Origin of the sequence: Enterococcus sp. AZ177 (assembly GCF_050544585.1) — a bacterium.
GTDB classification, from domain to species: Bacteria; Bacillota; Bacilli; order Lactobacillales; family Enterococcaceae; genus Enterococcus_L; species Enterococcus_L plantarum.
Window position 1 is genome coordinate 3085885 of the sequence record NZ_CP172944.1, and the last position, 26106, is coordinate 3111990.

Annotated in this window: 20 protein-coding genes, 8 tRNA genes and 1 rRNA gene; 8 read left to right on the forward strand and 21 right to left on the reverse strand. The window is 38.4% G+C overall.

Translation table 11 applies throughout. The features are described from left to right. Nucleotides 1-55 precede the first annotated feature (55 nt). Both rpoB and IGJ34_RS15150 read right to left on the reverse strand, forming a co-directional pair. Nucleotides 56-3673, reverse strand: a complete 3618-nt coding sequence (rpoB, locus tag IGJ34_RS15145) for a DNA-directed RNA polymerase subunit beta (protein ID WP_069653464.1) — start codon at nt 3671-3673, stop codon at nt 56-58. A 356-nt stretch (nt 3674-4029) separates the two neighbouring features. Beyond that, nucleotides 4030-4602, reverse strand: coding sequence for a polymer-forming cytoskeletal protein (locus tag IGJ34_RS15150; protein WP_430597795.1), 573 nt, complete (start codon nt 4600-4602; stop codon nt 4030-4032). Nucleotides 4603-5104: 502 nt separating this feature from the next. Between IGJ34_RS15150 and IGJ34_RS15155 the strand changes: the two genes are divergently transcribed. The 3 genes from IGJ34_RS15155 to IGJ34_RS15165 are packed head-to-tail and all read left to right on the forward strand — an operon-like array spanning nt 5105 to nt 7892. Beyond that, nucleotides 5105-6082 (forward strand): ABC transporter substrate-binding protein, encoded by a 978-nt coding sequence (locus IGJ34_RS15155; protein ID WP_430597796.1) that lies wholly within the window; start codon nt 5105-5107, stop codon nt 6080-6082. Nucleotides 6083-6138: 56 nt separating this feature from the next. Next, the gene (locus IGJ34_RS15160) at nt 6139-7089 is read left to right on the forward strand and encodes an ABC transporter permease (protein ID WP_430597797.1); all 951 of its coding nucleotides are present in this window, start codon (nt 6139-6141) and stop codon (nt 7087-7089) included. Next, nucleotides 7089-7892: an ABC transporter ATP-binding protein gene (locus IGJ34_RS15165; protein WP_111248122.1), complete on the forward strand. Its 804-nt coding sequence runs from the start codon at nt 7089-7091 to the stop codon at nt 7890-7892. The genes IGJ34_RS15160 and IGJ34_RS15165 overlap by 1 nt, the downstream gene beginning before the upstream one ends. A 136-nt stretch (nt 7893-8028) precedes the next feature. Here the strand turns inward: IGJ34_RS15165 and IGJ34_RS15170 are convergent, their stop codons facing one another. Beyond that, on the reverse strand, nt 8029-8241 hold the full coding sequence (locus tag IGJ34_RS15170) for a zinc ribbon domain-containing protein (protein ID WP_206833895.1): 213 nt from the start codon (nt 8239-8241) through the stop codon (nt 8029-8031). 204 nt (nt 8242-8445) lie between these two features. On the opposite strand from IGJ34_RS15170, the gene IGJ34_RS15175 reads away from it, so the two are divergent. Beyond that, nucleotides 8446-9432, forward strand: coding sequence for a biotin--[acetyl-CoA-carboxylase] ligase (locus tag IGJ34_RS15175; protein ID WP_069653470.1), 987 nt, complete (start codon nt 8446-8448; stop codon nt 9430-9432). Nucleotides 9433-9545: 113 nt separating this feature from the next. On the opposite strand, the gene menA is transcribed toward IGJ34_RS15175, so the two are convergent. From menA to pplA, 3 genes are all read right to left on the reverse strand, one after another. Continuing rightward, complete coding sequence (menA, locus tag IGJ34_RS15180) at nt 9546-10499, reverse strand: 1,4-dihydroxy-2-naphthoate polyprenyltransferase (RefSeq protein ID WP_430597798.1); 954 nt, start codon at nt 10497-10499, stop codon at nt 9546-9548. Nucleotides 10500-10510: 11 nt separating this feature from the next. Further along, the gene (locus IGJ34_RS15185) at nt 10511-11584 is read right to left on the reverse strand and encodes an FAD:protein FMN transferase (protein ID WP_069653472.1); all 1074 of its coding nucleotides are present in this window, start codon (nt 11582-11584) and stop codon (nt 10511-10513) included. Nucleotides 11585-12083: 499 nt separating this feature from the next. Continuing rightward, nucleotides 12084-13013 carry an extracellular electron transfer flavoprotein PplA gene (gene pplA, locus IGJ34_RS15190; RefSeq protein ID WP_069653473.1) on the reverse strand — a complete coding sequence of 310 codons (930 nt, stop codon included), beginning with the start codon at nt 13011-13013 and terminating at the stop codon, nt 12084-12086. Between the two features lie 265 nt (nt 13014-13278). Between pplA and IGJ34_RS15195 the strand changes: the two genes are divergently transcribed. The 4 genes from IGJ34_RS15195 (at nt 13279) to IGJ34_RS15210 (ending at nt 17313) form a co-directional block, all read left to right on the forward strand. Next, nucleotides 13279-15180, forward strand: coding sequence for an NAD(P)/FAD-dependent oxidoreductase (locus tag IGJ34_RS15195; RefSeq protein ID WP_069653474.1), 1902 nt, complete (start codon nt 13279-13281; stop codon nt 15178-15180). 109 nt (nt 15181-15289) lie between these two features. Then, the gene (locus IGJ34_RS15200) at nt 15290-15712 is read left to right on the forward strand and encodes a NusG domain II-containing protein (protein WP_111248127.1); all 423 of its coding nucleotides are present in this window, start codon (nt 15290-15292) and stop codon (nt 15710-15712) included. Nucleotides 15713-15726: 14 nt separating this feature from the next. Further along, nucleotides 15727-16287 carry a Gx transporter family protein gene (locus IGJ34_RS15205; RefSeq protein WP_111248128.1) on the forward strand — a complete coding sequence of 187 codons (561 nt, stop codon included), beginning with the start codon at nt 15727-15729 and terminating at the stop codon, nt 16285-16287. Nucleotides 16288-16326: 39 nt separating this feature from the next. Continuing rightward, a complete protein-coding gene (locus tag IGJ34_RS15210) occupies nt 16327-17313 on the forward strand; it encodes a polyprenyl synthetase family protein (RefSeq protein ID WP_069653477.1) in 987 nt (328 codons plus the stop codon). A 34-nt stretch (nt 17314-17347) separates the two neighbouring features. On the opposite strand, the gene IGJ34_RS15215 is transcribed toward IGJ34_RS15210, so the two are convergent. From IGJ34_RS15215 to rrf, 15 genes are all read right to left on the reverse strand, one after another. Next, nucleotides 17348-17896 (reverse strand): hypothetical protein, encoded by a 549-nt coding sequence (locus IGJ34_RS15215; protein WP_430597799.1) that lies wholly within the window; start codon nt 17894-17896, stop codon nt 17348-17350. A 109-nt stretch (nt 17897-18005) separates the two neighbouring features. Then, a complete protein-coding gene (gene gor, locus IGJ34_RS15220; protein WP_206833892.1) occupies nt 18006-19358 on the reverse strand; it encodes a glutathione-disulfide reductase in 1353 nt (450 codons plus the stop codon). A 64-nt stretch (nt 19359-19422) separates the two neighbouring features. Next, nucleotides 19423-20664, reverse strand: a complete 1242-nt coding sequence (locus IGJ34_RS15225) for a peptidase U32 family protein (RefSeq protein WP_111248132.1) — start codon at nt 20662-20664, stop codon at nt 19423-19425. Between the two features lie 13 nt (nt 20665-20677). Beyond that, a complete protein-coding gene (locus tag IGJ34_RS15230) occupies nt 20678-21598 on the reverse strand; it encodes a peptidase U32 family protein (protein ID WP_206833891.1) in 921 nt (306 codons plus the stop codon). A gap of 362 nt (nt 21599-21960) precedes the next feature. Then, on the reverse strand, nt 21961-24450 hold the full coding sequence (locus IGJ34_RS15235; protein ID WP_069653482.1) for an ATP-dependent Clp protease ATP-binding subunit: 2490 nt from the start codon (nt 24448-24450) through the stop codon (nt 21961-21963). A gap of 4 nt (nt 24451-24454) precedes the next feature. Beyond that, nucleotides 24455-24922 (reverse strand): CtsR family transcriptional regulator, encoded by a 468-nt coding sequence (locus IGJ34_RS15240; RefSeq protein ID WP_111248135.1) that lies wholly within the window; start codon nt 24920-24922, stop codon nt 24455-24457. A 162-nt stretch (nt 24923-25084) separates the two neighbouring features. Then, nucleotides 25085-25158 (reverse strand) — tRNA-Pro (locus IGJ34_RS15245). 84 nt (nt 25159-25242) lie between these two features. Then, nucleotides 25243-25316 (reverse strand) — tRNA-Arg (locus IGJ34_RS15250). A 97-nt stretch (nt 25317-25413) separates the two neighbouring features. Then, nucleotides 25414-25499: transfer RNA gene (locus IGJ34_RS15255), tRNA-Leu, on the reverse strand. 15 nt (nt 25500-25514) lie between these two features. Continuing rightward, nucleotides 25515-25586 (reverse strand) — tRNA-Gly (locus IGJ34_RS15260). A gap of 8 nt (nt 25587-25594) precedes the next feature. After that, nucleotides 25595-25667: transfer RNA gene (locus IGJ34_RS15265), tRNA-Thr, on the reverse strand. Nucleotides 25668-25702: 35 nt separating this feature from the next. Then, nucleotides 25703-25784, reverse strand: a tRNA-Leu gene (locus IGJ34_RS15270). Between the two features lie 12 nt (nt 25785-25796). Then, a tRNA-Lys gene (locus IGJ34_RS15275) sits at nt 25797-25869 on the reverse strand. 6 nt (nt 25870-25875) lie between these two features. Next, nucleotides 25876-25948: transfer RNA gene (locus tag IGJ34_RS15280), tRNA-Val, on the reverse strand. Between the two features lie 14 nt (nt 25949-25962). After that, a 5S ribosomal RNA gene (gene rrf, locus IGJ34_RS15285) occupies nt 25963-26078 on the reverse strand. Between the last annotated feature and the right edge of the window lie 28 nt (nt 26079-26106).

Genomic DNA, 26106 nt, shown 5'->3' on the forward strand with positions numbered 1-26106 from the left:
TTTCTAGTCCACAACTAACGGATTTCATTGGCACTTTATACAAAATGTGAAACAATTAGTCTTTTGTATCTTCAGCAGTTTCTATTTCTTGTTCAAGCACTGCATCAGCTGCTTCTTTTGCTTCAGCTGCTTCTTTTTCTAATTGTTTCGCTGATTGTTGTTCCGCGAATTTTGTTAGGGCATCAACAGTGATCAAGTCATCATCATCATCGTCCATATCACGTAATTCGATTTCTTGTTCTTCAATGTCCAATACGCGCATATCTAATCCAAGTGATTGTAATTCTTTCACCAATACGCGGAATGATTCTGGAACGCCTGGTTTTGGAATTGGTTCACCTTTGACGATGGCTTCGTATGTTTTCACACGACCAACAACGTCATCAGATTTGTACGTTAAGATTTCTTGTAATGTGTAAGCTGCACCGTATGCTTCCAGTGCCCATACTTCCATTTCCCCAAAACGTTGTCCACCAAATTGAGCTTTACCTCCAAGTGGTTGTTGGGTAACAAGTGAGTATGGTCCAATAGAACGGGCATGTAATTTATCATCGACCATGTGGGCCAATTTGATCATGTACATCACACCAACAGAGATACGGTTATCAAATGGTTCACCAGTACGTCCGTCATAAAGAACTGTTTTCGCATCACGAGCCATGCCCGCTTCACGAACAGTTTCCCAAACGTCATCATCATTAGCACCATCGAATACTGGTGTTGCAATGTGGATACCTAACTGACGAGCAGCCATACCCAAGTGCAATTCTAGTACTTGTCCGATATTCATACGTGATGGTACCCCTAGTGGGTTCAACATGACATCAATTGGTGTACCGTCTGGTAAGAATGGCATATCTTCTTCCGGCATAATACGGGATACAACCCCTTTATTACCGTGACGTCCGGCCATTTTATCGCCTTCGTTGATTTTACGTTTTTGAACGATATACACACGAACTAACATGTTTACGCCTGGAGATAATTCGTCTCCGGCTTCACGAGTAAAGATCTTCACATCATGAACGATCCCACCGCCACCGTGAGGCACACGTAGAGATGTATCACGAACTTCACGCGCCTTTTCACCAAAGATTGCATGTAGTAAACGTTCTTCAGCAGATAACTCAGTTACCCCTTTAGGCGTTACTTTCCCTACTAATAGGTCGCCATCTTTAACTTCAGCACCGATTCGGATAATGCCCATTTCGTCAAGATCTTTCAAAGCATCTTCTCCGACGTTTGGAATTTCACGCGTGATTTCTTCAGGGCCTAATTTTGTATCACGAGCTTCTGATTCATATTCTTCGATATGGATAGAAGTATAGACATCATCTTTCACCAAACGACGACTCATGATGATCGCATCCTCGTAGTTGTACCCTTCCCATGTCATAAATCCAACAAGGACGTTTTGCCCTAAAGCCATTTCGCCTTCTTCCATAGAAGGTCCATCAGCTAATGTATCGCCTTTTTCAACTTTTTCGCCTAAAAGAACGATTGGACGTTGGTTGTAACTTGTTCCTGAGTTTGAACGACGGAATTTTGTGACCATATACTTATCTAATGCGCCATTGTCACGACGAACGCGTACTTCTGATGCATCCACATATTCAACGACACCATCATGTTTACATAGTAAAGCGGCACCCGAGTCATGTGCTGATTTGTATTCCATACCAGTTCCCACAAGTGGTGAACGAGGTTGGATCAACGGCACTGCTTGACGTTGCATGTTGGCACCCATCAAGGCACGGTTGGAGTCATCGTTTTCCAAGAAAGGAATACATGCAGTCGCAACAGCTACTACCTGTTTAGGTGAAACGTCCATGTAATCGACTCTATCGATGGTTACTTCAAGGTTTTCACTTTGCAGACGAGCCATTACTAATTCTTCAGCAAATGTTCCATCTTCATTCAAACGTGAGTTTGCTTGCGCTACGATATAGTGATCCTCTGTGTCAGCAGTTAAGTAATCCACTTGATCGGTTACTTTTCCTGTGGCACGATCAACACGACGGTAAGGCGTTTCGATAAACCCAAATTTATTCACTTTGGCATAACTTGATAAGCTATTGATCAGCCCGATATTTGGTCCCTCAGGTGTTTCGATCGGACACATACGGCCATAGTGGGAATAATGAACGTCTCGAACTTCATAGCCGGCACGGTCACGAGTCAAACCACCAGGTCCTAAGGCAGATAGACGACGTTTGTGTGTCAACTCACCTAGAGGATTTGTTTGATCCATGAATTGTGATAGCTGAGAAGAACCAAAGAATTCTTTGATACTTGCTACTACTGGACGGATATTGATCAGTTGTTGTGGTGTTAATGTTTCAGTGTCTTGAATCGACATTCTTTCACGAACCACACGCTCCATACGCGCTAAACCAATACGGAATTGGTTTTGCAGTAATTCACCCACTGAACGAATACGACGATTTCCTAAGTGATCGATATCATCTACGTTACCGATGTCTTCTTGTAAGTTAAAGAAATAGCTCATTGAAGCCACGATATCCGCTGGACGAACAGTCTTCACACTTGTATCAGGATAACCATTACCGATGACGTTCACGATGCGTTCTGGATCTTTTGGAGAAAGAACTTTGATTACTTGAACTGTCATTGGTTCAGTAACCACACCATCTTCACTTGGGTAATAAGTGACGCTGTTTAAGCCATTATCGATATGTTCACCTAATGTTTCCATTACTTGGTGAGTTAATACTGTCCCTTTTTCAACAATGATTTCGCCAGTTTCAGCATCGATCAATGTTTCTCCTAAAGTTAGGTTCAATAGACGAGTTTTTAAATCTAATTTTTTGTTGACTTTGTAACGACCAACGTTCGCTAAGTCATAACGTTTTGGATCGAAGAAACGAGCATTCAGCAAGTTACGAGAACTGTCTGCTGTCTTTGGCTCGCCAGGTCGTAGACGCTCATAGATGTCTTTTAACCCTTCCTCAGTACGAGAATCGCTCGCGTTTTTGTGTAAATCTTTTTCGATCGTATTACGTAAGCTTAGTGTTTCACCGAAAATTTCAAAAATTGTATCGTCAGAGCCAAAACCTAAGGCACGAACTAATACAGTTAAAGGAATTTTACGTGTACGGTCGATACGTACATAAGAAATGTCTTTTGCATCAGTTTCCATTTCTAACCATGCGCCACGGTTAGGGATCACTGTTGAGCCAAAGCCTTCTTTACCATTTTTATCTACTTTTCCATGGAAATAAACACCTGGTGAACGGACTAATTGAGAAACGATAACACGTTCTGCACCATTGATGATAAATGTTCCCATTTCAGTCATTAGAGGGAAATCACCGAAGAATACTTCTTGTGATTTGATTTCTCCAGATTCACGGTTTGTCAATCGTAGAGTAACATGTAACGGTGCAGAATAGTTTGCGTCATGTGCACGCGCTTCTTCTACCGTATACTTAGGTTCTTTTAATTCATAATCCACAAATTCCAAAGATAAATTCCCTTGAAAATCATCGATCGGTAAAATATCCTCAAACATTTCTCTTAGTCCTTCATCTAAAAACCATTGGTAAGAGTCTGTTTGAATCTCGATCAAGTTGGGTAATTCCAACACTTCACTGATCCGGGCGAAACTTCTACGTTCGCGGTGTTTTCCGTATTTTACTACGTGTCCAGCCAAGCTCTTCACTCCTCTAATTAAAAGTCTATCAAAACACTAACCGAAAATATTTCTTTAATATTACAAATATTAAATATCTGTAATATTGAGCATTTTTTGCAGTTTTTAGGCAAAAAAAAACCAAAAATAGAATGTGCTCTTGAAAATTTCTCGTGCGTTTCTACTTTTGTTTCCCTATTAAAAACCGGAACGGACAATATTTCGCTCCTGCTTTGTCATTTTTCAGATAGTTTTTGCATCTATACATTGTACTTCCTTCTATAGCAAAAGTCAAGGGTTTTCGCGAGTCTAAAAGACCCTATCAACTGCGAAAAAAGACACTCGATAAAGATCGAATGTCTTCTACTGTTTTTTCTCTATTGAACGGTCGTTTCTCCAGTAATTTCAGCGCCTTCTTTGTCTAATGTTGCTGAAGTTTTGTATTCTTCTTTTTCAAACGTTACATTCCCTTCAACTTTTGTTCCATTTAAGACAAATCCATTCGCTTTAACTAAGATATCACCTTTAACAGTCCCATTAACGATGTTGAAGTTTTCTGTTTCAACAATTAATTGAGGAACCGTTACAGTGTATTCAGCTGTAACTTTTTTATCTGAATCTTGTGCATATAACGCTAATTTTCTATAAATATCGCCTGAAGCTTCCCCTTTATCATGGAACTCACCCGCAACTGTTACATCTTTATCAAACGTAAGATCCGCTGTTGCTGCAACAATCCAGTTACCGTCTTTGCTCAACGCTTTTTCGATCACTTCTGGTTTATCACTAATTGAAGCGCCACTCACTGCATCCACACTTGAGCTCATTGGAGTTTCTGTTTTGCTATCAGAAGAACTATCTTTAGACTCTTTCTTATCACCATTACATGCGCCTAATACCAACACTGTTGCTGCTAACGTGCCTAATGTAATTAATTTTTTCGAAATCATATACATCCTCCTAAGTAATTGCTATTTATTCAACTAAATATTACCACGAATCCGTTTACATTCATAAAGATATCTATTTTCAAATGATTTATTACTATTAATTTAAATAATTCACAAATATATACTCTTTTTTATTCATCGTTGTTAAATGAATGTTCAGAAAATTTAAAATAATCTGTTGACAGTTGGCTTCCTTTTCCCTTATACTATACACAATTCAATTTGCGGAGGGATTTCTATGACACATTCAATCAACCCACAACTGAATAAAGCTTACTTTAGCTACTTTAGATAGTTTTGTATTCATGCAATCGTGGGTACAAACAGCAAAAACCTGTTTTTGTATCCATGATGGCTAAAGCGCTTTGTACTGAACAAACAGCCACGTAGACAATCCTAAGTGGCGAATGAAGAAGTGTTTATCTACGACTTTTATCAATCCATTTAGGCATATTGTCTGAATGGATTTTTTGTTTTATCAATTATAATTGGAGGAATCAAAATGAAAAAGAAATTAGTCGGATTAAGTATCGTATCAGCAGTAGCTTTATTGGCTCTTGGCGCATGTGGCGACGGTAAAAAAGCAAATGATGGCGCAAACAGCGACAGTAAGAAAATCGGTGTGTTACAGCCTGTTGAACACGGGTCACTTGATGCAGCGTTTGAAGGATTCAAAGAAGGGTTAGCTGAAAACGGCTTTAAAGACGGCGATAACCTAACTATTGAATACAGCAATGCACAAAACGATCAGGCACAATTGAAAAGTATGAGTGAAAAATTGGTCAAAGAAAAACCCGACCTACTTTTGGGAATTGCAACACCTGCCGCTCAATCATTAGTAAACGAAACAACCGATATTCCAATTCTAGTCACAGCAGTTACTGACTTAGTTAGTGCGAAATTAGTCAAATCAGATGAGAAACCTGGAGGTAACGTTACTGGAACCACTGATATCGTACCCATTGATAAACAAATCTCTTTATTATTGAACATCGTACCTGATGCGAAAACCGTTGGGATCATGTATAACGCAGGCGAAGCAAATTCTAAAATTCAAGCGGATATGGCTGAAAAAGCCCTAAAAGATGCTGGAATCAACTCTAAAGTTTTAACTGCCAACTCTACAAATGATGTCCAACAAGTAACAACTAGCTTAGCAAAAGATGTCGACGCGATTTACATTCCAACCGACAACACCTTCGCTTCGGCCTCTGCGGTTATCGGCGAAGTAGCAAAAGAACACAAAATCCCCGTCATCGCAGGTTCAATTGAGCAAGTTGAAGAAGGCGGATTGGCAACTGTGGGAATCGATTACCAATCACTTGGTAAACAAACAGGTGCTATGGCGGCAAAAATTCTAAAAGGTGAAGCAAAACCTGCCGAAATGCCTGTTGAAAAAGCAAAAGACTTAACACTTTTCGTAAATAAAGATATGGCAAAAGCTTTGGACATCGATCCAGATACGATCAAAGCACCTTAAATTTCTCCGCATTTTTGCGGGAAATACATAAATATTATTGAAAGAAGCTGATTTTATTGTTAGACATATTACTTTCCTCAACCTCTCAAGGCCTTCTTTGGTCACTATTAGCCATCGGAGTCTTTCTGACATACCGTATTTTAGACATTGCCGACTTAACCACTGAAGGGAGCTTTCCATTAGGTGGCGCTGTTGCCGCTGTTATTTTAGCAAAAGACCCAACTACTTGGCCTACATCGATCCAGTCTTTATTTGATGTCCATTATATGGTTGCACCTATTATTGCATTACTGTTTGCATTTATTGCTGGTATGCTGGCGGGTCTTGTTTCAGGCCTTCTGCATACAAAACTAAAAATCCCTGCGTTATTGGCGGGAATCATTACGATGACTGGCCTTTACAGTATCAACTCACGAATCATGGGCGCTCCAAACATTTCTTTGATTGGCACAAACTCCATTTTCTCTCATGCACAATCATTAGGTTTTTCTAAAATCAACAGCGCGATAGTTGTCGGTGCAATTATTGTATTTATCGTTATCCTTCTACTTGTTTTATTCTTCAAGACTGAAATTGGCCTGGCTACGCGAGCTACGGGTGACAACATTGAGATGAGTGAAGCGAACGGAATTAAAACAGACAACATGAAGATCATCGGTTATATGCTTTCAAATGGTTGTATTGCTTTGGCAGGTGCTTTACTTGTACAGAATAATAATTTTGCCGATTTAAACTCTGGTATTGGAACAATCGTTATCGGACTTGCCTCAATCATCATCGCCGAAGTTCTCTTTAAGAATAAATCACTTGGTTTAAGGTTGATTACGATTGTGATCGGTGCGATCTTGTACCGCTTTATCCTTGCATGCGTTTTAGAATTACGTGTTGATCCGGCAGATTTGAAATTATTCTCAGCGATTATCCTGGTCATCTGTCTTTCTTCACCTTTGATTCAAAAAAAATTAGGCTTTTCTAAACTAGGAAAACGTAAAGGAGGGGCAAACTAATGGAACCTGTATTAACAATCAAAAATTTGCACCAATATTTCGAACGCGGAACGGTTAATGAAAACCACGTATTAAAAGGAATCGATTTAACGATCAACCAAGGTGAATTCATTACGATCATAGGCGGAAACGGCGCTGGTAAATCTACTTTGTTAAACAGTATTGCTGGAACATTACCGATAGAAGAAGGTCAGCTAGCTTTAAATGGCAAAGACATCACAAAACAACGTGTCGTTGCTCGCTCTAAACAAATCAGCCGTGTTTTTCAAGACCCTAAGATGGGGACCGCTGTTCGTTTAACTGTAGAAGAAAATATGGCCCTTGCTATGAAACGAGGAAAAAAACGTGGTTTAGGAAATGGTGTGCGTAAACATGACCGCAATTTCTTCAAAGAACAATTAGCTAGTTTGAATTTAGGACTAGAAAACCGTTTAGGCACAGAAATTGGGTTACTATCTGGCGGACAGCGACAAGCAATCACGTTGCTCATGGCTACCTTGATTCGACCAGAATTGATTTTATTGGATGAACACACTGCAGCACTTGACCCTAAAACATCGATCACTGTTATGGAGCTAACTGAACAGTTGATCCAAGAACAAAATTTAACGGCATTTATGGTGACACACGACATGGAAGATGCGATTCGTTACGGCAATCGTTTGATCATGCTTCACCAAGGCCAAGTTGTGGTAGATGTACCTGCTGATCAGAAAAAAGAGTTGACTGTCAATGAATTAATGGATATGTTCCACAAAAATAGTGGTACCGAATTAAAAGACGATCAATTATTATTGGGTTAAAAAAGGGTGTGGAACAAAAGTAAAAAATCACTTTTGTTTCACACCCTAAATGCGAATAAACGATGGGAGCAGAAGCAATCCCTTCTTATTTTAAGGATTAACAGTTTCAGTCCCAGCCACTTTTATCTAGAGGCTATTAACCACCCATCAAAAAGTCTAACACATTCCAACCGTCTGTCGTTTGGCCACGGTATAGTTCCGTAAAGCCACATCTCGTACAGCTGACTGTGATAAATTTTTTATTTTGCACATCAAATATTTTCGCAAAGTTTCCTCCTGTTGCTTGAAACTGATCGGAAACATACTGTTCATTTCCACACTTATCACAAACGTATTGTTGCTTTTCCATTCTTCCCCACTCCATCTCTGAAATTCTCTATTCCCAGAACAATTTTGCTCTGTGTTCTTCGTTCCTGCTATTTAAGTATAGCAAGCCTTTCAAAAGAAAACATACATCCTTAGATGGATTTTCTTCTCCTCATTCAGCCGTATTGTGGTTGACCCCCATTCCTTTCATCAGATACAATGAAACTATTATAAAGGAGCGAATATTATGTCTACTAAAAGTCAGGTGTTAACCCTATTAATGAAACAAACACCCTCATTTATTTCCGGAGAAGAAATGGCGCAACAACTTTCCTTATCTCGAACAGCCATTTGGAAAGCAATCAATGAATTAAAAAAAGAAGGACACCTTATTTCCAGTAGCCGAAACAAAGGCTATCGTTATGATAAATCCGACGTTTTATCTGCAGAAGGAATTCGTTTATCACTAGATTCGAAAACACCTAAACTTTCAATCACCGTTTTAAGTGCCTCAGAGTCTACGATGAAAGATGCTAAACTCGCAGCGATTAATGGCGAACCAGACAATACTTTGATCGTAGCCGACATTCAAGAAGCCCCTAAAGGACGATTCGGCCGACCTTTTTTCTCAAAAGCAGGTAGCGGTATCTATATGAGCATGTTATTGAGGCCTAATCAAAACTTTGAAGAAATGGCACAATATACCATAATCATGGCAGTAGCAATCGCTAGAGCCATGGATGATTTCACTTCTGTACAAACTGAAATCAAATGGGTCAACGATATCTATATCAATGGCAAAAAAGTCTGTGGGATTCTATCAGAAGCCATGAGCGATGTTGAATCAGGACAAATTTCAAATGTCATCATTGGTATGGGGATCAATTTTTGTTTAAAACAAGATGATTTTCCAGAAGAACTGAGAGAAAAAGCTACTTCTTTATTCCCAGAAAAAGAACCTACAATGACACGTAATGAATTAATTGGTGCTATCTGGAACCAATTTTATCGCATACTGAATCACTTACCTGATCAAAATTTTCTAGAAGAATATCGTCAAAAATCCTTTGTCCTTGGTAAAACTGTTTCATTTACACAAGCAGGTGTCAACTACGAAGGAATCGCCACAGCAATCAACGAACACGGTGAGCTTGTTGTAACACTTCAAGATAAAACAGACAAAGTGCTGTCTTCTGGCGAAATTAGCCTAAGTAGTATCAATCCAACGATTTAGAATTTACACCATAAAAAATATTAGAAATTCCTTAAATCCGTTGCAAGTATAGAGTACTTTTCTAAAAAAGAAGGAAACAAAACCGTTGTTGGTCTCTGCTTCCTTCTTTTTATTTATATTTTTTCTAAACTAATCGTCAGTAACAAACCTAATAAATAACTTCCGTTAAACGCCATCAAGTTTTTTATTGAATACCCAAAACTTTTAGGATGTGGTAAGTCTTTCTTAAATGATTGGAGATTTTTCCAAACAATAGGCAACGATAAAAATACGGTCAGAATTGGCCAACGATATACACCAAATGGTAAGCCAATCAAAATAACTAAATAACAAGCAAACATCAATAATTGGAATACTATCACGCCTTGTTTCCGTCCAATATAATAAACCAACGTATAGCGATGATTGTCAATATCCGTATCTAAATCCCTCAAATTATTCGCCAACATAATATTGGCAATCGTAAACACCATGGGTAAAGATGCCCAAACAATAGCAAATAACGCCCATAAATTTCCGTTCAAAGCGAATGTTCCACGCTGCCAATCAAGCATTAGGTAGAACGGACGATCCTCTTGTACATTCAAATAAATTGTCATCGCAAAGATCCCAAGTCCCATGGTAAATCCACTAAACACCTCACCTAGAGGCATTCGAGAGAGCGGGATCGGTCCGAAGGTGTAAAAAATACCGATAAAACAACATACACCGCCCATCACTAAGAACAACCAACCTGTTTTGACGGTTAAAAAGAACCCGATCGCTGCTGAAAAAGCAATCATCCCAAAGATCATATTTCTTACAATAACGGGTGCGATTCCAGAACTGCCAATAATATTCTCTTTATATTTATATACTTCGGACTTCGCTTTTTTAAAGTCCATATAATTATTTATCGCTGTTGTCGCCATATCAAAGACGACCATCCCAGTGAAAAAAAGAACTGTGTACCCTAATTGAAACTGATTGAAATAAGCAATAGAAAATAATACCCCAATTGCAAAGGGAAACAGACTGGCTAACTTTGTCTGAATTTCCACTACTTGCAAAAATACTTTCAATGACATATCTGTTCTCCTTATTTCAGATCTTTACGATCACCCATCGTATAACCTGAATCTTTTCCTAACTCAAATTCTTTTTCAATATCCTTGCTTACAAAGACCTTATCTTCTTTTGTCACAAAAATCACGTCAACATCTTTCAATCCTTCAGCATACTCCAACCCTTTTTTGACCCCCATAGAAAATACAGCTGTTGATAATCCGTCACCATCGATTGATTCTTTTGTAATTACTGTCACACCAGCAATATCATTATCAAAAGGGTAGCCCGTCTTAGGATCAAATAAATGATGATAATTTTTACCATCTACTTCTAAAAAGCGCTCATAGATACCAGAAGTTACTAAAGTCTTATTGCTTTCTTGAACTGTTCCTATCACCGTATTGCGTGCTTTGTTCGGATCTTGAATTCCAACATTCCAATCCATATCCTTACCACGTGGGCTATGTCCAAGTACATAAACATTACCACCTAAATCCACGATTGCTGTTGTTACGCCATTGTCTTTTAGCACTTTCACGACCTCGTCTGTAATGAATCCTTTTGCGATTGCACCTAAATCCAGTTGCATACCTTTTTCTTCAAGATAAACTGTTTTATCTTCATCGTTTAATTTTACTTTATGATAATCAACTAATTTTAATGCTTGGTCAATCTCTCCCTGCGATGGTTTGCGGGCATCATCAAAGCCGATATGCCACAATTGCGTGATTGGTCCGATTGCCATATCAAAACCACCTGAAGAATCTTCACTATATTCATATGCTCGTTTTAACAATGGATAAATATCATCAGAAACTTTAACTGGTTTGATTCCAGCTTGTTCGTTGATTGCATCAATTTCTGAGCCTTTTTCGTTTACTGTGATTTTATCGCCTAATTCTTTGACACGATCAAAGGCTTTTTCTAATACATCTTTTTTACCGTCGTCATAAATCCTCACTTGGACATAGGTTCCTAACAATGATTGTTGATCCGAATAAGGTTCTTTATTGATTTTTGTCCCTTGGTTCTTCGCATTGCATCCTGCTAAAATGACTAAAAATAGTGCTGCTATTAAAATGATTAGCGATTTTTTGTTTTTCATCGTATCCCTCTTTCTAAATAGAAAAATTGTCTTATTTATAGTAGCGCTTTTTGGCATTAATGGGAAGGATTTTCTATTTTTGTTGGTGTTTTTAGATCAATTAAAAATAATATTTTCTAGGAGGACATCGCACTATGTAAATCAAGACAATGAAACAACGCTCCTTGCAGTCACATGCTCTTCGATTCTTGGCAATTCGTTTGTACGATATCTTCCACTGATTACTATTTGGATATTCGGAATAAGAGCGCTTGGTGATTCCTAGTGTGGTTGCTTCTCTTCCTCCTGTCGCCAAGTACTGTTCATCATCCACTTTGCAAAAAGCCAGTCGTGGAGATTCAAAGCAAAAAGAGTGTGGGACAAAAGTAAAAATCACTTTTGTTTCACACCCTAAATCCGAATAAACGGTGAGAGCAGAAGCAATCCCTTCTTATTTCTCGGGATGAAATGCTTCTGTCGCAGACTCACATCATTATCTTTCAATTTATTCTATGAAAAATTATTTTTTCATTACAATGTTGTCTACAACGATTTCATCAGTATTGCCTTTTTCAGCAGCATTGATCAATTGTTCTGCATACGTTACAAATGAATGAGAGCTGTGAGTTGCACCTGTTACGACTTCTACATCAGCAGCTGATTTGCCTTCTTCACCCATTGTTTTTACTAATTCTTCGTTTAATGTTTTAATGTATTCCGCTGGGCCTACGCCTGATTTTTCTTTCATGTTCTTGTTGTAATCAGCATCATCTTTTTTAGATTTGCCTTCATCATTCACATTATCGTAGTTAGATTCAGTTACTTTACCATCTTTAACAACAATTGAAAATTCTGTGTGGTAGCCATTTGAATTATTTTTTTCTTTCAATGAATACGTGCCATCTTTAAGATCAGCACCATTATCGATTTCGATTGTTTTAGTGTCACCAGCTTGAGCTGCTTGAATTAATTGTTGTGCATAGTTTTGGAATGATTCACTAGAGTGAGTCGCACCTGTTACTACTTCTACACCATCAGCGCTTTGTGCTTTAACAAAAGAATCGTTTAATTCTTTGATGTATTCCGCTGGGCCTACGCCTGATTTTTCTTTCATATTTTTATTATAGTCTTTGTCATCCGCTTTTGATTTACCATCAGCGTTGATATTATCGTAGTTAGATTCTGTGATTTTACCATCTTTAACAGTCATTTCAAATGTTGCACGGTAACCGTTCGATTCGTTCTTTTCTTCTAATTTATACGTACCATCTTGTAAATCTGCACCAGCTTCTTTTTCTGTTGCTTTAGAAGATTCAGCTGTTTTTGATGTGGCCGTGCTTGAATCAGATGATTTAGCGGTATCCTTTTTGTTGTCTGAGTTACATGCTGCTAGTAAAAGAGATGAAAGTGCGATAGCTGTGAAGCCCTTTACAATTTTGTTCATTTTCATTTTTGTTCACCTTTTCCTTTTCTTAAACATTCACAAATTAAGTTTGTGATATAATTTACATTCTATAGAAAAATTCAATTATGTCAATTAAAGTTACAAAAGAAAGACAAAAATTTACCCGTTTTTCACACTTTTTTAATAATAAAAGTTTATTTCCTATATTTATAAATTGTTATTAGACAAATCCCGATTATCGCTATATAATGAATTCGATTGTGTAATTATTATCATTTTCTATTTTATTTTTTTAAGGAGCGGATTATCAATGACAAAGCAAAAAATTGTCGTTGTGGGAGCTGGTTATGCTGGAGTTTCAGCTACTAAATTTTTAGCAAAAAAATTGAAAAAAGATTCTGACGTTGAGATTACTTTAATTGATCGTCACTCTTACCACACCATGATGACTGAGTTGCATGAAGTAGCTGGAGGACGTGTTGAGCCTTCTGCTATCCAATATGACTTGCAACGTTTATTCTCACGTAAAAAGAACGTTACCCTTGTAACAGACACTGTAACTGGTATCGATAAAGACAAAAAAGTCGTTCAAACCAAGTTAGGTTCTTATGAATTTGACCAATTGATTATCGGTATGGGTGGCGAGCCAAATGATTTTGGTACTCCTGGAGTGAAGGAACATGGATTTACTTTATGGTCGTTTGAAAACTCTCTGAAAATTCGCGAACATATTTTGGAAACAGTTGAAAAAGCAGCAATCGAACCCGATCCAGAAGTTCGTAAGGCAATGCTAACATTTGTTGTCTGTGGTTCAGGATTTACTGGTATCGAAATGATCGGTGAATTAATCGACTGGAAAGATCGTCTTGCAAAAGATTTCAAGCTTGATCCCAATGAATTTACATTAATGGTCGTTGAAGCAATGCCGACAATCTTAAACATGTTATCTCGCAATGATGCAGCTAAAGCTGAACGTTATTTAGAGAAGAAAAATGTAAAATTATTACTTAATGCGCCAATCGTAGAAGTCGCTGCAGACCATATCAAATTAAAAGATGGTTCTTCTGTTGCAACGCACACATTGATCTGGACTGCTGGTGTTAAAGCAACTTCTGATGCTGCTGACTTCGGTTTAGAATCAGCTCGTGGCAATCGTTTGATTGCAAATGAATTTATGCAAGCTAAAGGATATGAAGATAAAAACATCTATATCGTTGGTGACTTGGTGTATTACGAAGAATTCCCTGAAACGCCAACTCCGCAAATCGTTCAAGCTGCTGAGCAAACTGGCCATACAGCGGCTGCAAATATCGTAGCTGACATCAAAGGTAGTGAAAAACACAAATTCAAAGGAAATTATCAAGGCTTTATGGTTTCTGTCGGCGCTAAATGGGGTGTAGCAAACTTATTTGATAAAATCCACCTTAGCGGTTTCTTAGCAATCATTATGAAACATATCGTTAACTTGAAATATTTCTTTGACATCCGTTCTGGTTACTACATGTTCCAATATATCATGCACGAGTTCTTCCATATTAAAGATGACCGCAATGTAACACGTGGACATTCTTCTCGTTATGGTAATGTTTTATGGAGCGTTCCATTGCGTGTATTCTACGGTATGGTTTGGTTAGTCGAGTCGATGAAGAAAATTGTCGGAACTGGCGATTACTTGAAACCAAGCACTTGGTTCGGTGATGGTTCATGGTTTACGGACAAAGTTGCCTTCCCATTCCCATGGTTACAAGAACAAGTAACAACTGGTGCATCTGCTGCAGGAGCTGAAACAACTGAGACTACAGCAAAAGCTGCTCAATTTGGTTTAAGCTACGCATATGGTGAAGAACCAATGCAAGTATTCGATCACATGCCTAAATGGTTTGAGAGTGTGATGAAATTCATGATGCCTAACCAAGAAGTTGCGTTATTCATGCAAAAATTCATGACGATTGTTGAAGTCTTGATCGCTTTAGCATTGATCGCTGGATTGTTCACTTGGATAAGTAGTGCAGCTACAATCGGTTTAACAATTGCCTTCTGTCTATCAGGTATGTTCTACTGGGTAAACATCTGGTTTATCTTTGTAGCCTTCGCTTTAATGAATGGCTCTGGACGTGCACTTGGTTTAGACCGCTGGGTTATCCCTTGGGTACAACGTACACTAGGTAAATGGTGGTACGGAACACCTAAATCTAGATACGGCAGTAAATAAGTCCTATTTATAGTAACAATCTAAGAGAGTTCTAGGTTTGCTCCTAGAACTTTCTTTTCTCATTATGATAAGATATATTCAACTAAAAACTACAAAGGAGAGGAAAGAGTTGAATTTTAAAGAATTTATTCAAAAAAGTTATATACGTCCATGGGATATTGCCATTATTTTACTTTTAACATTTAGTTCTTTCTTGCCCCTTGTTGTTTTTGGCATACAAAATACTGCCCAAGACGATGCTTCAAAGCAAGCAGTCTTAAAAGTGGATGGCGAAGTCATAAAAGTCTTCGAGCTAAAAGAAGATGGCCCCACTTATACATACAAATACGAAGCAGCTGATGGTGATTACAACTTGATCGAAGTCAGCGGAGACAGAATCCGTATGGTTGAAACCAACTGCGGAGATCAAATTTGCGTACAACGAGGATGGATATCTAAAGCAGGAGAAACACCGATTGCTTGCTTACCACATAATTTATTCATCACAGTTGAAGCTTCTGACGGGAGTGAGGATGGCAGTTTGATTTATTAAGCAGCCAGTATATTATGAGCAAATTACAAAAAAACATCTATATATCCATGTTGGTTGCCCAAGGCGTGATTATCGGCTTAATTGAAAATATGATTCCCTATCCCTTTGCTTTCGCTCCAGGTGCAAAACTAGGACTGGCTAACTTGATTACTATTATTGCCATTTTTACCATGCGAAAAAGGGACAGTTTCTTTTTAGTCTGTCTGCGGTTGATTTTAACGACGTTACTTGGGGGAACAATTTCTACCTTCTTTTATAGTGCTAGTGGTGCATTACTTAGTTATTTAGGTATGCTCGTCATCATGCAATTAGGACCAAAACGTGTCAGTATTATCGGAATCAGTGCAGCTGGTGGATTTTTACATAATGTTGGACAACTATTGACCACTTGTTTCTTTGCTCAATCGTGGGCTCCGATGCTTTATCTACCGTTCCTTTCATTTATCGGCTTATTATCCGGAATCGCGATAGGAATCGCAGCAAATTACCTATTACGCCATGTTCAAACCTTACGGCAATTTCAATTAAATTACGAATCGACAACGAAACATAAATGGAGCCAATATTTCCAGTAACATTTTGGCTTGACTGAGTACAATCGAAGGAGTCATCTTATGAACATTCATCCTATGTGGAAAACATATCCTGAACTAGCTAAAGAATTAAATACTACACTGAAGTTGATGGAAAATAGCGTTAATTTAAAAAATAAAGAGGTCGAAAATGCTGTTATGTCCATGATCCACTCTGGCGGCAAACTATTACGACCAGCATACCAACTTTTATTTTCACAATTTGGCGAGAATAGAGAGAGCAAAAAAGCTATTGCTTTAGCTGCAGCTATCGAGTTACTGCACACTGCAACGCTGATTCACGATGATATTGTAGATGATTCAGATATCAGACGCAGCTTGCCAACTATACGTTCTCAATTCGGTAATAGTACAGCCGTTTATGCTGGTGATTATTTATTTGTCAGCTGTTTTAAACTACTTGCTGACTATTCATCTTCTTTAAAGAGTATTCAACTGAATTCTAGAAGTATGGAAAAAATATTGAGCGGTGAATTGGGCCAAATGGATAATCGCTATAATCTTGATATGACGATCGATCAATACCTCGAAAATATTTCTGGTAAAACTGCTGAGCTTTTTTCATTAAGCTGCTTCGTCGGCGCTTACGAAAGTGGAACTTCAGAGCGGTTTGCTAAAAATTGTGGTCAGATCGGGGAAAATATCGGGATTGCTTTTCAAATTATCGATGACATTTTAGACTATACACAAAGTCCAGAACAAATCGGCAAACCTGTTCTAGAAGATGTCCGTCAAGGGATTTATTCATTGCCGCTTTTATATGCTTTAGAAGAAGGCCGTGGAACGTTACTTCCTTACCTTAAAAAAGGAGAAGCGCTAACAGACGCTGAGACAAATAAAATCTACAAACTTGTTCATTCATTTGGCGGTGTCACTAAAGCGCAAAAACTTGCTGAAAAGTATACACAACAAGCTTTGAAAGGTATTACTAAATTACCTGAAACATCTACTGATGCTAAAAATAAATTGTTCACAATCACACAGGCTATTCTTGCACGAACAAATTAAAATAGGTTAGGCCATGATCAATGATAGGCCTAACCTATTTTTGTTCCCACCATCTGATGGTAGCATCCACGCTAAGTGTCGAAGAACAGTCAATCACTTTCTCTTTACCGCTTTTTAACTTAAATTTCACCCGATAATAGGTCCCTTTCCGATACTGCTTTGTGCCAAACCGTTTGCATGATGACAAGTCATCTCTTTTTATAATAACATCTGGTAAGAGAACCATAAATTGATTGCTATAGCGTGCTTGAAGATGCCACTTAGCCTCTTTGTCTGAACATTCTCTTTTAAGCAAAGTATATAATTCCTCTTGCTCTAGCTTTTGACTCTCAGTAAGGTACTTATTGATCTGATAATTTATTTTTAAAAGTGGTAACCCTATTACTATTCCAAGAATTATGATTGGCAATGAAAAACCCAGAATAAGGACTATTACTATATCTTCTATCGTTGCATGAGGCATTTTAAACCCCTTAACAATAAATATGAAAACTAATCCTACTGTCATAAAAACCACCAATGTAGTACTAAGGAAAATAGTTTTCTTAACTATTTTTTTAACATAGCTGTTTATAAAGTTCATACTAAACTATTACTCCTAATATAATTTGTCTGTATAAATAAATCACACTGAACTATCAAAAATTAAAAGATGAGAAAAACTAAACTCAGTTTTTTCTCATCCTTATTTTTTATCTCATTGTGACAAATTCTTCTGAACCTGTCGGGTGGATGGCTACTGTATTGTCAAAGTCTTTCTTCGTAGCACCCATTTTTATAGCTACTGCAAATCCTTGCAGCATTTCGTCCACACCTAAACCGATTCCGTGTAGTCCAACGATTTTTTCCTCTTCCCCAACACACACTAACTTCATATCACATTTTTGGCGATACTCCCCTAGTGCAAAATACATTGGTGTAAATGTTGAGCTGTATATTTTGATATTTTCAGTACCATATTTTTCTTTTGCTTGTGCTTCTGTTAGTCCAACAGTCGCAATTGTTGGATGAGTAAAGACAACTGTAGGGATTGTTTCATAATCCAAATATTCATTTTCTTTTCCATTAAATAAACGTTCGGATAATCTTCTTCCTGCAGCAATAGCAACTGGTGTCAAATCTATTTTTCCAATGACATCTCCTACTGCATAAACGCCAGCCTGTGTTGAATTTTGGAACTTATCAACCTTCACATAGCCTTTATCCGACAATTCAATGTGGGTATTTTCTAATCCTAAATTATCTGTATTTGGTTGGCGACCAGTTCCGAAAACAATACTGTCTGCCGTAATTTTAGTCCCATTTTCAAAGGTAATCACTAATTCTTCAGACTCAAGTTTTTCAATTGAATGAGGTATTGAATTCGGATAAATGTGCATTCCATCTTCAAGGTAATGTTCAACTACTTTTTCAGATAGCATATCATCAAAATCTCGCAATGGCCGTTCTTTTCTAAATGCCCAGTGAGTTTCCGCACCTAATCCATGAATAGTTCCAGCAAGTTCAGCTGCGATATAGCCCGCACCAATAAATACAACTCGTTTTGGTAGTTCTTCTAAAGCAAAGAAACCGTTAGAATCTATCGCGTATTCCTCACCAGGAATGCCTAATTTTTTAGGTCGTCCGCCTGTAGCGATCAAAATATGAGGTGCTGTATACTTTTCACCACCGGCTTCAATTGTATGATCATCAATAAATGTAGCGTACTCAGCTAAAACCTCTACTTTGTTACTATCTAATCCACGGTAATAAGCCGCATGTAAGTTATCAATATACGCTTCACGATTTTCAACAAGCTTCTTAAAGCTGAAGCCTTTTACTTCTACATCCATTCCGTACCCTTGTGTATCGCGTTTTACCATTTCCATCATTGAGCTTGCTTGCCACATGACTTTTTTAGGTACACAGCCCACATTGACACATGTTCCACCAATATCACTAGCTTCAATTAGTAATACTTTAGCGCCATACATACCGGCACGATTAGCAGAAGCAATTCCTCCACTCCCACCACCGATGACGATATAATCATATTCTTTTGACATAGTTACTTATCCTCCTTGCAATGAAAGGGATAAGCTGTAATAGCGAATCCCTCAATCATAGTATTTATTTTTTCTTACGAATCATATCACCAACAGCCACTGGTTTTTCAACTGGCATCGTTAAAATCATCATTGGATTTGGTGCTCGATCAATCGACTCGTCCTCTTCATTATACATAACTTCTACTGTTTGATGGAAGTGATTGAACCCAGGACCGTAAAATTCAATTTCATCACCCACACTAAAATGATTTCTTTGGCGAATTGTTGCGACTTTTGTTTCAGAATCGTATGCCATAACTTCCCCGATAAATTTGTATTGAGGGATCTTGCGGCGTTCTCCAAATAATTGTTCTTCATCCGTCGGTACATGATAATAAAAACCAGTTGAAAGTTCTCTTTGTGCCACTTTCCAGAGTTCATCGATCCATTCTTGTTTGCATTCATAATTTTCAGGATCTTCCATATAGGTATCTACTGCTTTTTTGTACACATTTGCTACAGTTGAAACGTAGTGGATTGATTTCATCCTTCCTTCTATTTTAAAACTATCGACACCATTTTGAATCAACTCTGGAATATGCTGAATCATCGCCATATCCACTGCACTCATTGAAAATTCTTCTTCAACTTCGCCTTTATCTGTTAAACTTGTACGTTCAGCACCAAAAGGCATATCATAAAGCTCATATTTCCAGCGGCAAGATTGTGAACAACCGCCGCGGTTTGCATCCCGCATCGACATGTGGTTAGATAACGTACATCTACCTGAGTAAGAAATACACATCGCTCCATGAATAAAGGCTTCTATCTCAACATCCGTATTTTTACGGATTTCTGCCACTTCGTCCATCGATACTTCCCGCGCCAAAACAACACGTTCTAATCCTTCATTTTTCCAAAATTCCAGTGTTTCATAGTTGGTAGCTGAAGCTTGTGTAGACAAATGGATTGGTAAGCCCGGTGCTTCCGCTGCACAAATTTCAATCAAAGCCGGATCAGATACGATTACTGCAGAAATACCAACATCGCGAATTTCTCTGAAAAAGTCCCCTGCTCCTTCTTGATTACCTTCATGCGTGACCATATTTGCTGCCACATAAACTTTCGCTCCATGTTCATTAGCGAATGCTACACCTTCAATCATATCTTCTTTTGTGAAATTACCTGCTCGGCTGCGTAAACCATAAGCATTTCCGCCGATATATACCGCATCTGCACCGTAATGAATGGCTGTTTTTAGTTTTTCTAGCGTCCCTGCTGGTGCTAAGACCTCAGGACGCTTCAATGTTCGTTCGTTTGTCATGTGTTTTTTCTCCTTATTTTATCTCGTCTGGATCCAAATCAAAGAATCCGATATCTAACCCACGATTTTCTGGGTGAAGGGTCTCAATTTGTTCAATCGCTTTTTGTGCTTGCTCACTGGACCAAATACCTGATTCTAGTTTTTCTCTAGCTTCTACGAACAATTTAGCAACTTTCACAAAGTTTTCTCCTGGCGCGTAGATCCCGTCAAGCTTCCACTTTGTGTAATGATGTCCATGAAGCTTGTCCAGTTCACCTATTAAGTTCACATCATTATCTGCAAATATATGTGTACCGTGACTATCTTCATAAATTGAATAGTGTGTCTCTTCTTTTTTAGGTTCTGATATGAATAAACCTCGCTCTTTACCAGTTGATTCATCATTTTTAGTAAAATTATAGTAGTTTTGTAGTAAGGGGCGCTTTGATTGATGGATGCATGTAGCACCATACACAAGAACTTCAGCTGGAACCATCAAGTTATCCTTCATTGCTTTCATCTCTTCAAAAGGAACTTCTCGTGCCAATACTGCACCAATTGCTCCACGCTTTGCCCAAAAATTGATTTGGCGAGAGCTCGTCACTAAGGTTTCACCATCGTAAATATAGGGAATACCGATTCCATCACGCTGCATCACAAAGACAACCCCTGGATCACCGACTGTTATTTGATCCACTTTTATGTCCTGCAAAAATGATAAATATTCTGGAACTTTCTTCATTTTTTCAGGATGCATGATCCCATTTAATGCCACCGTCACTTTTTTACCGGCTTCATGTGCTTTTTCAGTAATAGTTCGCTGTTCTTCACGTGAAAAAGACGTCGGCAAGCGTAATCCAAACACCTCTTCTCCAATATATATCGTGTCAATACCGGCTGCTAATAATGCCTCCGCTTGATCAATAGATTCAGCAGTCGCAATAACTTCAATCATATTGTGTCCTCCTTTAAAAGCTGTATGAGCATGTTCAGCTCTGACTGGAAAATAGGAAAAATTGAGGGTGGCGCTCTCTGCCACAATCCATTTTTATCTTTTTCCTGAGGAGCTAGCTCATAAAGCTAGATAATTTAAAAGCTTGATCACTCTGTTCGTTTATGAACAAACTTGTTTAAAAATAATATGTTTATCTTTTTACACAGTCTTCTAACAACTGTTTTATAGTAGCACAGGTTCACAAACATTCCAATAGTCACTCTTTATTTTACCGCTTATTTTTCACAAAATAAAGACTATTGATTTAGAGTTATCAACACAAAAACTGTGCAAAACAGATTCGTTTTGCACAGTTTTTATGATTAAATTGTTTGTAATACTTGTTCAGGTTTAGGTGATTTAACATTCAACGTTATTTTACCTTTACTGGCACCAATAGTTACTTTATCACCTAGATGGATTTGACCAGAAAGTAATGCTTCACTTAAACGATCCTCAACCTCTTTTTGCAATGCTCGACGAATTGGTCGTGCTCCATACTCTGGATCAAATCCAACTTTTCCAATCACTTCAATAGCCGCTGCGGTGATTTTCACATTAACGTCTTGCTCTTTCAATCGTTGAACGATCGATTTACTCATGATTTTTACGATTTCATGAATTTCTTCTTGATCCAATGAACGGAAGACAACTGTTTCATCCACACGGTTCAAAAACTCAGGACGAAATGCTTTTTTCAATTCTTCCATAATTCGTTTTTGCATCGCATCGTAATCTTTTGTCAGATCTTTTACATTGAAACCGACATTTTTTTCTTCACGAATCGCCGTTGCTCCGATATTTGATGTCATGATCAAAATCGTATTTCTAAAGTCAACTTTACGTCCTTTAGAATCCGTTAAATGACCATCGTCTAATACTTGTAATAGAATATTAAAGACATCTGGATGTGCTTTTTCTACTTCATCCAATAAAATAACAGAATAGGGTTTTTGACGGATTTTTTCGGTTAACTGACCGCCTTCTTCGTACCCTACATACCCTGGAGGAGAACCAATTAAACGACTAGTGCTGTATTTTTCCATAAATTCAGACATATCTACTCGAACAAGAGCATCTTCACTACCAAACATTGTTTCAGCTAACGCTTTGGCAAGCTCGGTTTTACCCACACCTGTTGGGCCTAAAAACATAAATGAACCAATTGGTCTATCAGGGTCTTTCAAGCCGCTGCGGGCTCTACGGATGGCACGTGATACGGCTTTAACAGCCTCATCTTGACCAACTACTCGATGATGGAGAATACTTTCTAATTCAAGTAATCGATCACTTTCTTTCTTTTCTAACTGCTGTAGTGGAACACCCGTCCATTGTGAAACAACATTCGCAACATCTTGTTCTGTTACCTGATTGGCATATCCAGAAGCTTCTTTTTGTTCTAATAATAGAATATTTTCCAATTTGCGGGCTAGTTTTTTCTCTTTTTGGCGTAGTCTTGCTGCACTTTCAAACGACTGTGACTGAATGGCTTCTTCTTTTTCTTGAACTAAACCAGCAATCTCCACGCGTAAATTATTGATTTCAGAAGGTTCATCCGCTAAATCTAGACGAACTTTAGCTGAAGACTCATCCATTAGATCAATTGCTTTATCTGGCAACTGGCGAGAGTTAATGTAACGCACAGATAATTGAACTGCTGCATGTAATGCATCATCTGTGATTTCCACACCATGGTGTTCTTCATAACGAGAACGTAACCCTTTTAAAATTTCTTCAGCTTCTTCTGCAGTCGGTTCATCCACTTGTACACGAGCAAAACGACGCTCCAACGCTGAATCTTTTTCAATATATTTTTGGTATTCATCCAATGTTGTTGCACCAATCGTTTGCAATTCTCCTCTTGCAAGTGCTGGTTTTAAAATATTTGATGCATCGATTGCACCTTCTGCACCACCGGCACCTATCAAGGTATGCAATTCATCGATAAACAAAATTACTTCTCCGTCTTGATAAATTTCATCGATTACTTTTTTTAAACGATCTTCAAATTCACCACGATATTTGGTACCAGCAACTAAAGCGCCCATATCCAACATCATCAAGCGTTTTTCCAGCATATCTTCAGGAACTTCACCATTCACAATTTTTTGAGCCAGCCCTTCAGCAATTGCAGTCTTACCCACACCAGGCTCACCAACTAAAACAGGATTGTTCTTTGTACGGCGACTTAGAATTTGGATCAAACGTCTAACCTCTTGTGAACGTCCAACCACTGGATCTAAATCTTTTTCACGTGCCAACTTAGTTAAATCACGCGCCAAGGAATCTAAAGTTGGCGTTCCTTTTGGTGCAGCTTTTTGAGCTTGACTATTACGACGGCGTCCTACATTCCCACTCATTTGTGGATCTGTAACACCTATTTTTTTCATTAGCAATTGACGCATTTTAGATAAACTTAACCCTAAATTCAATAAAATACGTGAAGCCAAGATATCTTCATCTCTTAATAACCCTAGCAAAATATGTTCTGTCCCAATATTTGGTGCACCTAAACGCTTCGCTTCATCACCTGCATAAGCAAATATTTGTTTTGCTCGAGGAGAATAAGGTAAATACGTACCTTTAGGATAAGCCTTAACAGTTCCATATCCAGTTAAGTGTTCAATTTCTTCACGAATATCGTTTTTATCTGCGTTTAACTGGCGTAATGACTTCCCTGCAATTCCATTTTGTTCTAACACTAATGCTAATAATAAGTGTTCTGAACCCACAGATTGATGCCTAAAATATTTTGCTTCTTCTTGTGCAATAGCTAGTACCGCCTTGGCACTTTCTGTAAATAATTCATCCATTCTATCATTCCTCCTCGTAGCTCAAACGTTCTAAAAACGACTGCATCAATTGAGCACGTAAATATTCTTCATTTGGTCCTGCTTTACCTAAAACTGATTTTCCTAAAACAGATAACATCAGATTTCCTTCTCTTTTGCTGATTACATCTTCTTCATACAACTTTTGTACAAACGTCAGCGCATCTTTTTCTGAAAGTTCACTACCTGTGAATTGGGCAATTTGTTTTAGTAATTGATCACTATCAGAAATTTGAACTTTGGCAATTCTAATATATCCACCGCCCCCACGTTTACTTTCTACAGAATAGCCACGTTGGATTGTAAAACGTGTGTTGATAACATAATTAATCTGGGAGGGAACACAATTGAATAAATGAGCCATTTCAGCTCTACGAATCTCAATCTTACTACTTTCTTCAAGAATTTTTTTTAAATATGCTTCTATTAAATCCGAAGTATTTTGATTACTCATCACACTCATCCTTTTCCCTTGACTAATACTGACCTTAATTATACATAACTTCAACTGTTTAATAAAGGAGAATGCCTAATTTGATAAGAAAAGATAAATAAATTTAGATAGCTAATTATTTAACCAAACAAAAAGAACAGAGTAATCACTCTGTTCTCTAAATCGGGAAGACAGGATTCGAACCTGCGACCCCTTGGTCCCAAACCAAGTGCTCTACCAAGCTGAGCTACTTCCCGTAGCTATAATAATAAAAAAAGACTAGACGCTTAAAAGGGACTAATTCTCTGAACCTTCTAATCCGTAGTCAAACATTTCAACTATGCACCCAAAGGGAGTCGAACCCCTAACCTCTTGATTCGTAGTCAAGCACTCTATCCAGTTGAGCTATGGGTGCTAAAGCAAGGATCAAAGTCAGATGTGTTCATCTGCTTCGTACTTGTCACATCTATTCTGTCAATTTTAGAATTGCCATTCATAGTGCTTCAAAGCAATGCCGAGGACCGGAATCGAACCGGTACGGTGATCACTCACCGCAGGATTTTAAGTCCTGTGCGTCTGCCAGTTCCGCCACCCCGGCGTTTTGAAAAGGCTAAGCGGAAAACGGGGTTCGAACCCGCGACCCCCACCTTGGCAAGGTGGTGCTCTACCACTGAGCTATTTCCGCAGTCTGGATGCCGGCTAAAGGATTTGAACCCTCGACCCTCTGATTACAAATCAGATGCTCTACCAACTGAGCTAAGCCGGCGTTATAATCGCCTAGTTATAAAACGAGACTAAAAATGCGGGTGAAGGGACTTGAACCCCCACGCCGTAAGGCGCTAGATCCTAAATCTAGTGCGTCTGCCAATTCCGCCACACCCGCAAAATATTTCTATGAGCCGTGCAGGGCTCGAACCTGCGACCCTCTGATTAAAAGTCAGATGCTCTACCAACTGAGCTAACGGCTCAAAAAATGGAGGTTGACGGGATCGAACCGCCGACCCCCTGCTTGTAAGGCAGGTGCTCTCCCAGCTGAGCTAAACCTCCAAGACAACACTTTAGCGTGGCGACGTCCTACTCTCACAAAGGGAAACCCTTCACTACAATCGGCGCTAAGAAGCTTAACTTCTGTGTTCGGCATGGGAACAGGTGTATCCTTCTCGCTATCGCCACCACACTGGGTGTTGTTGCTATTTAGTTGAGTG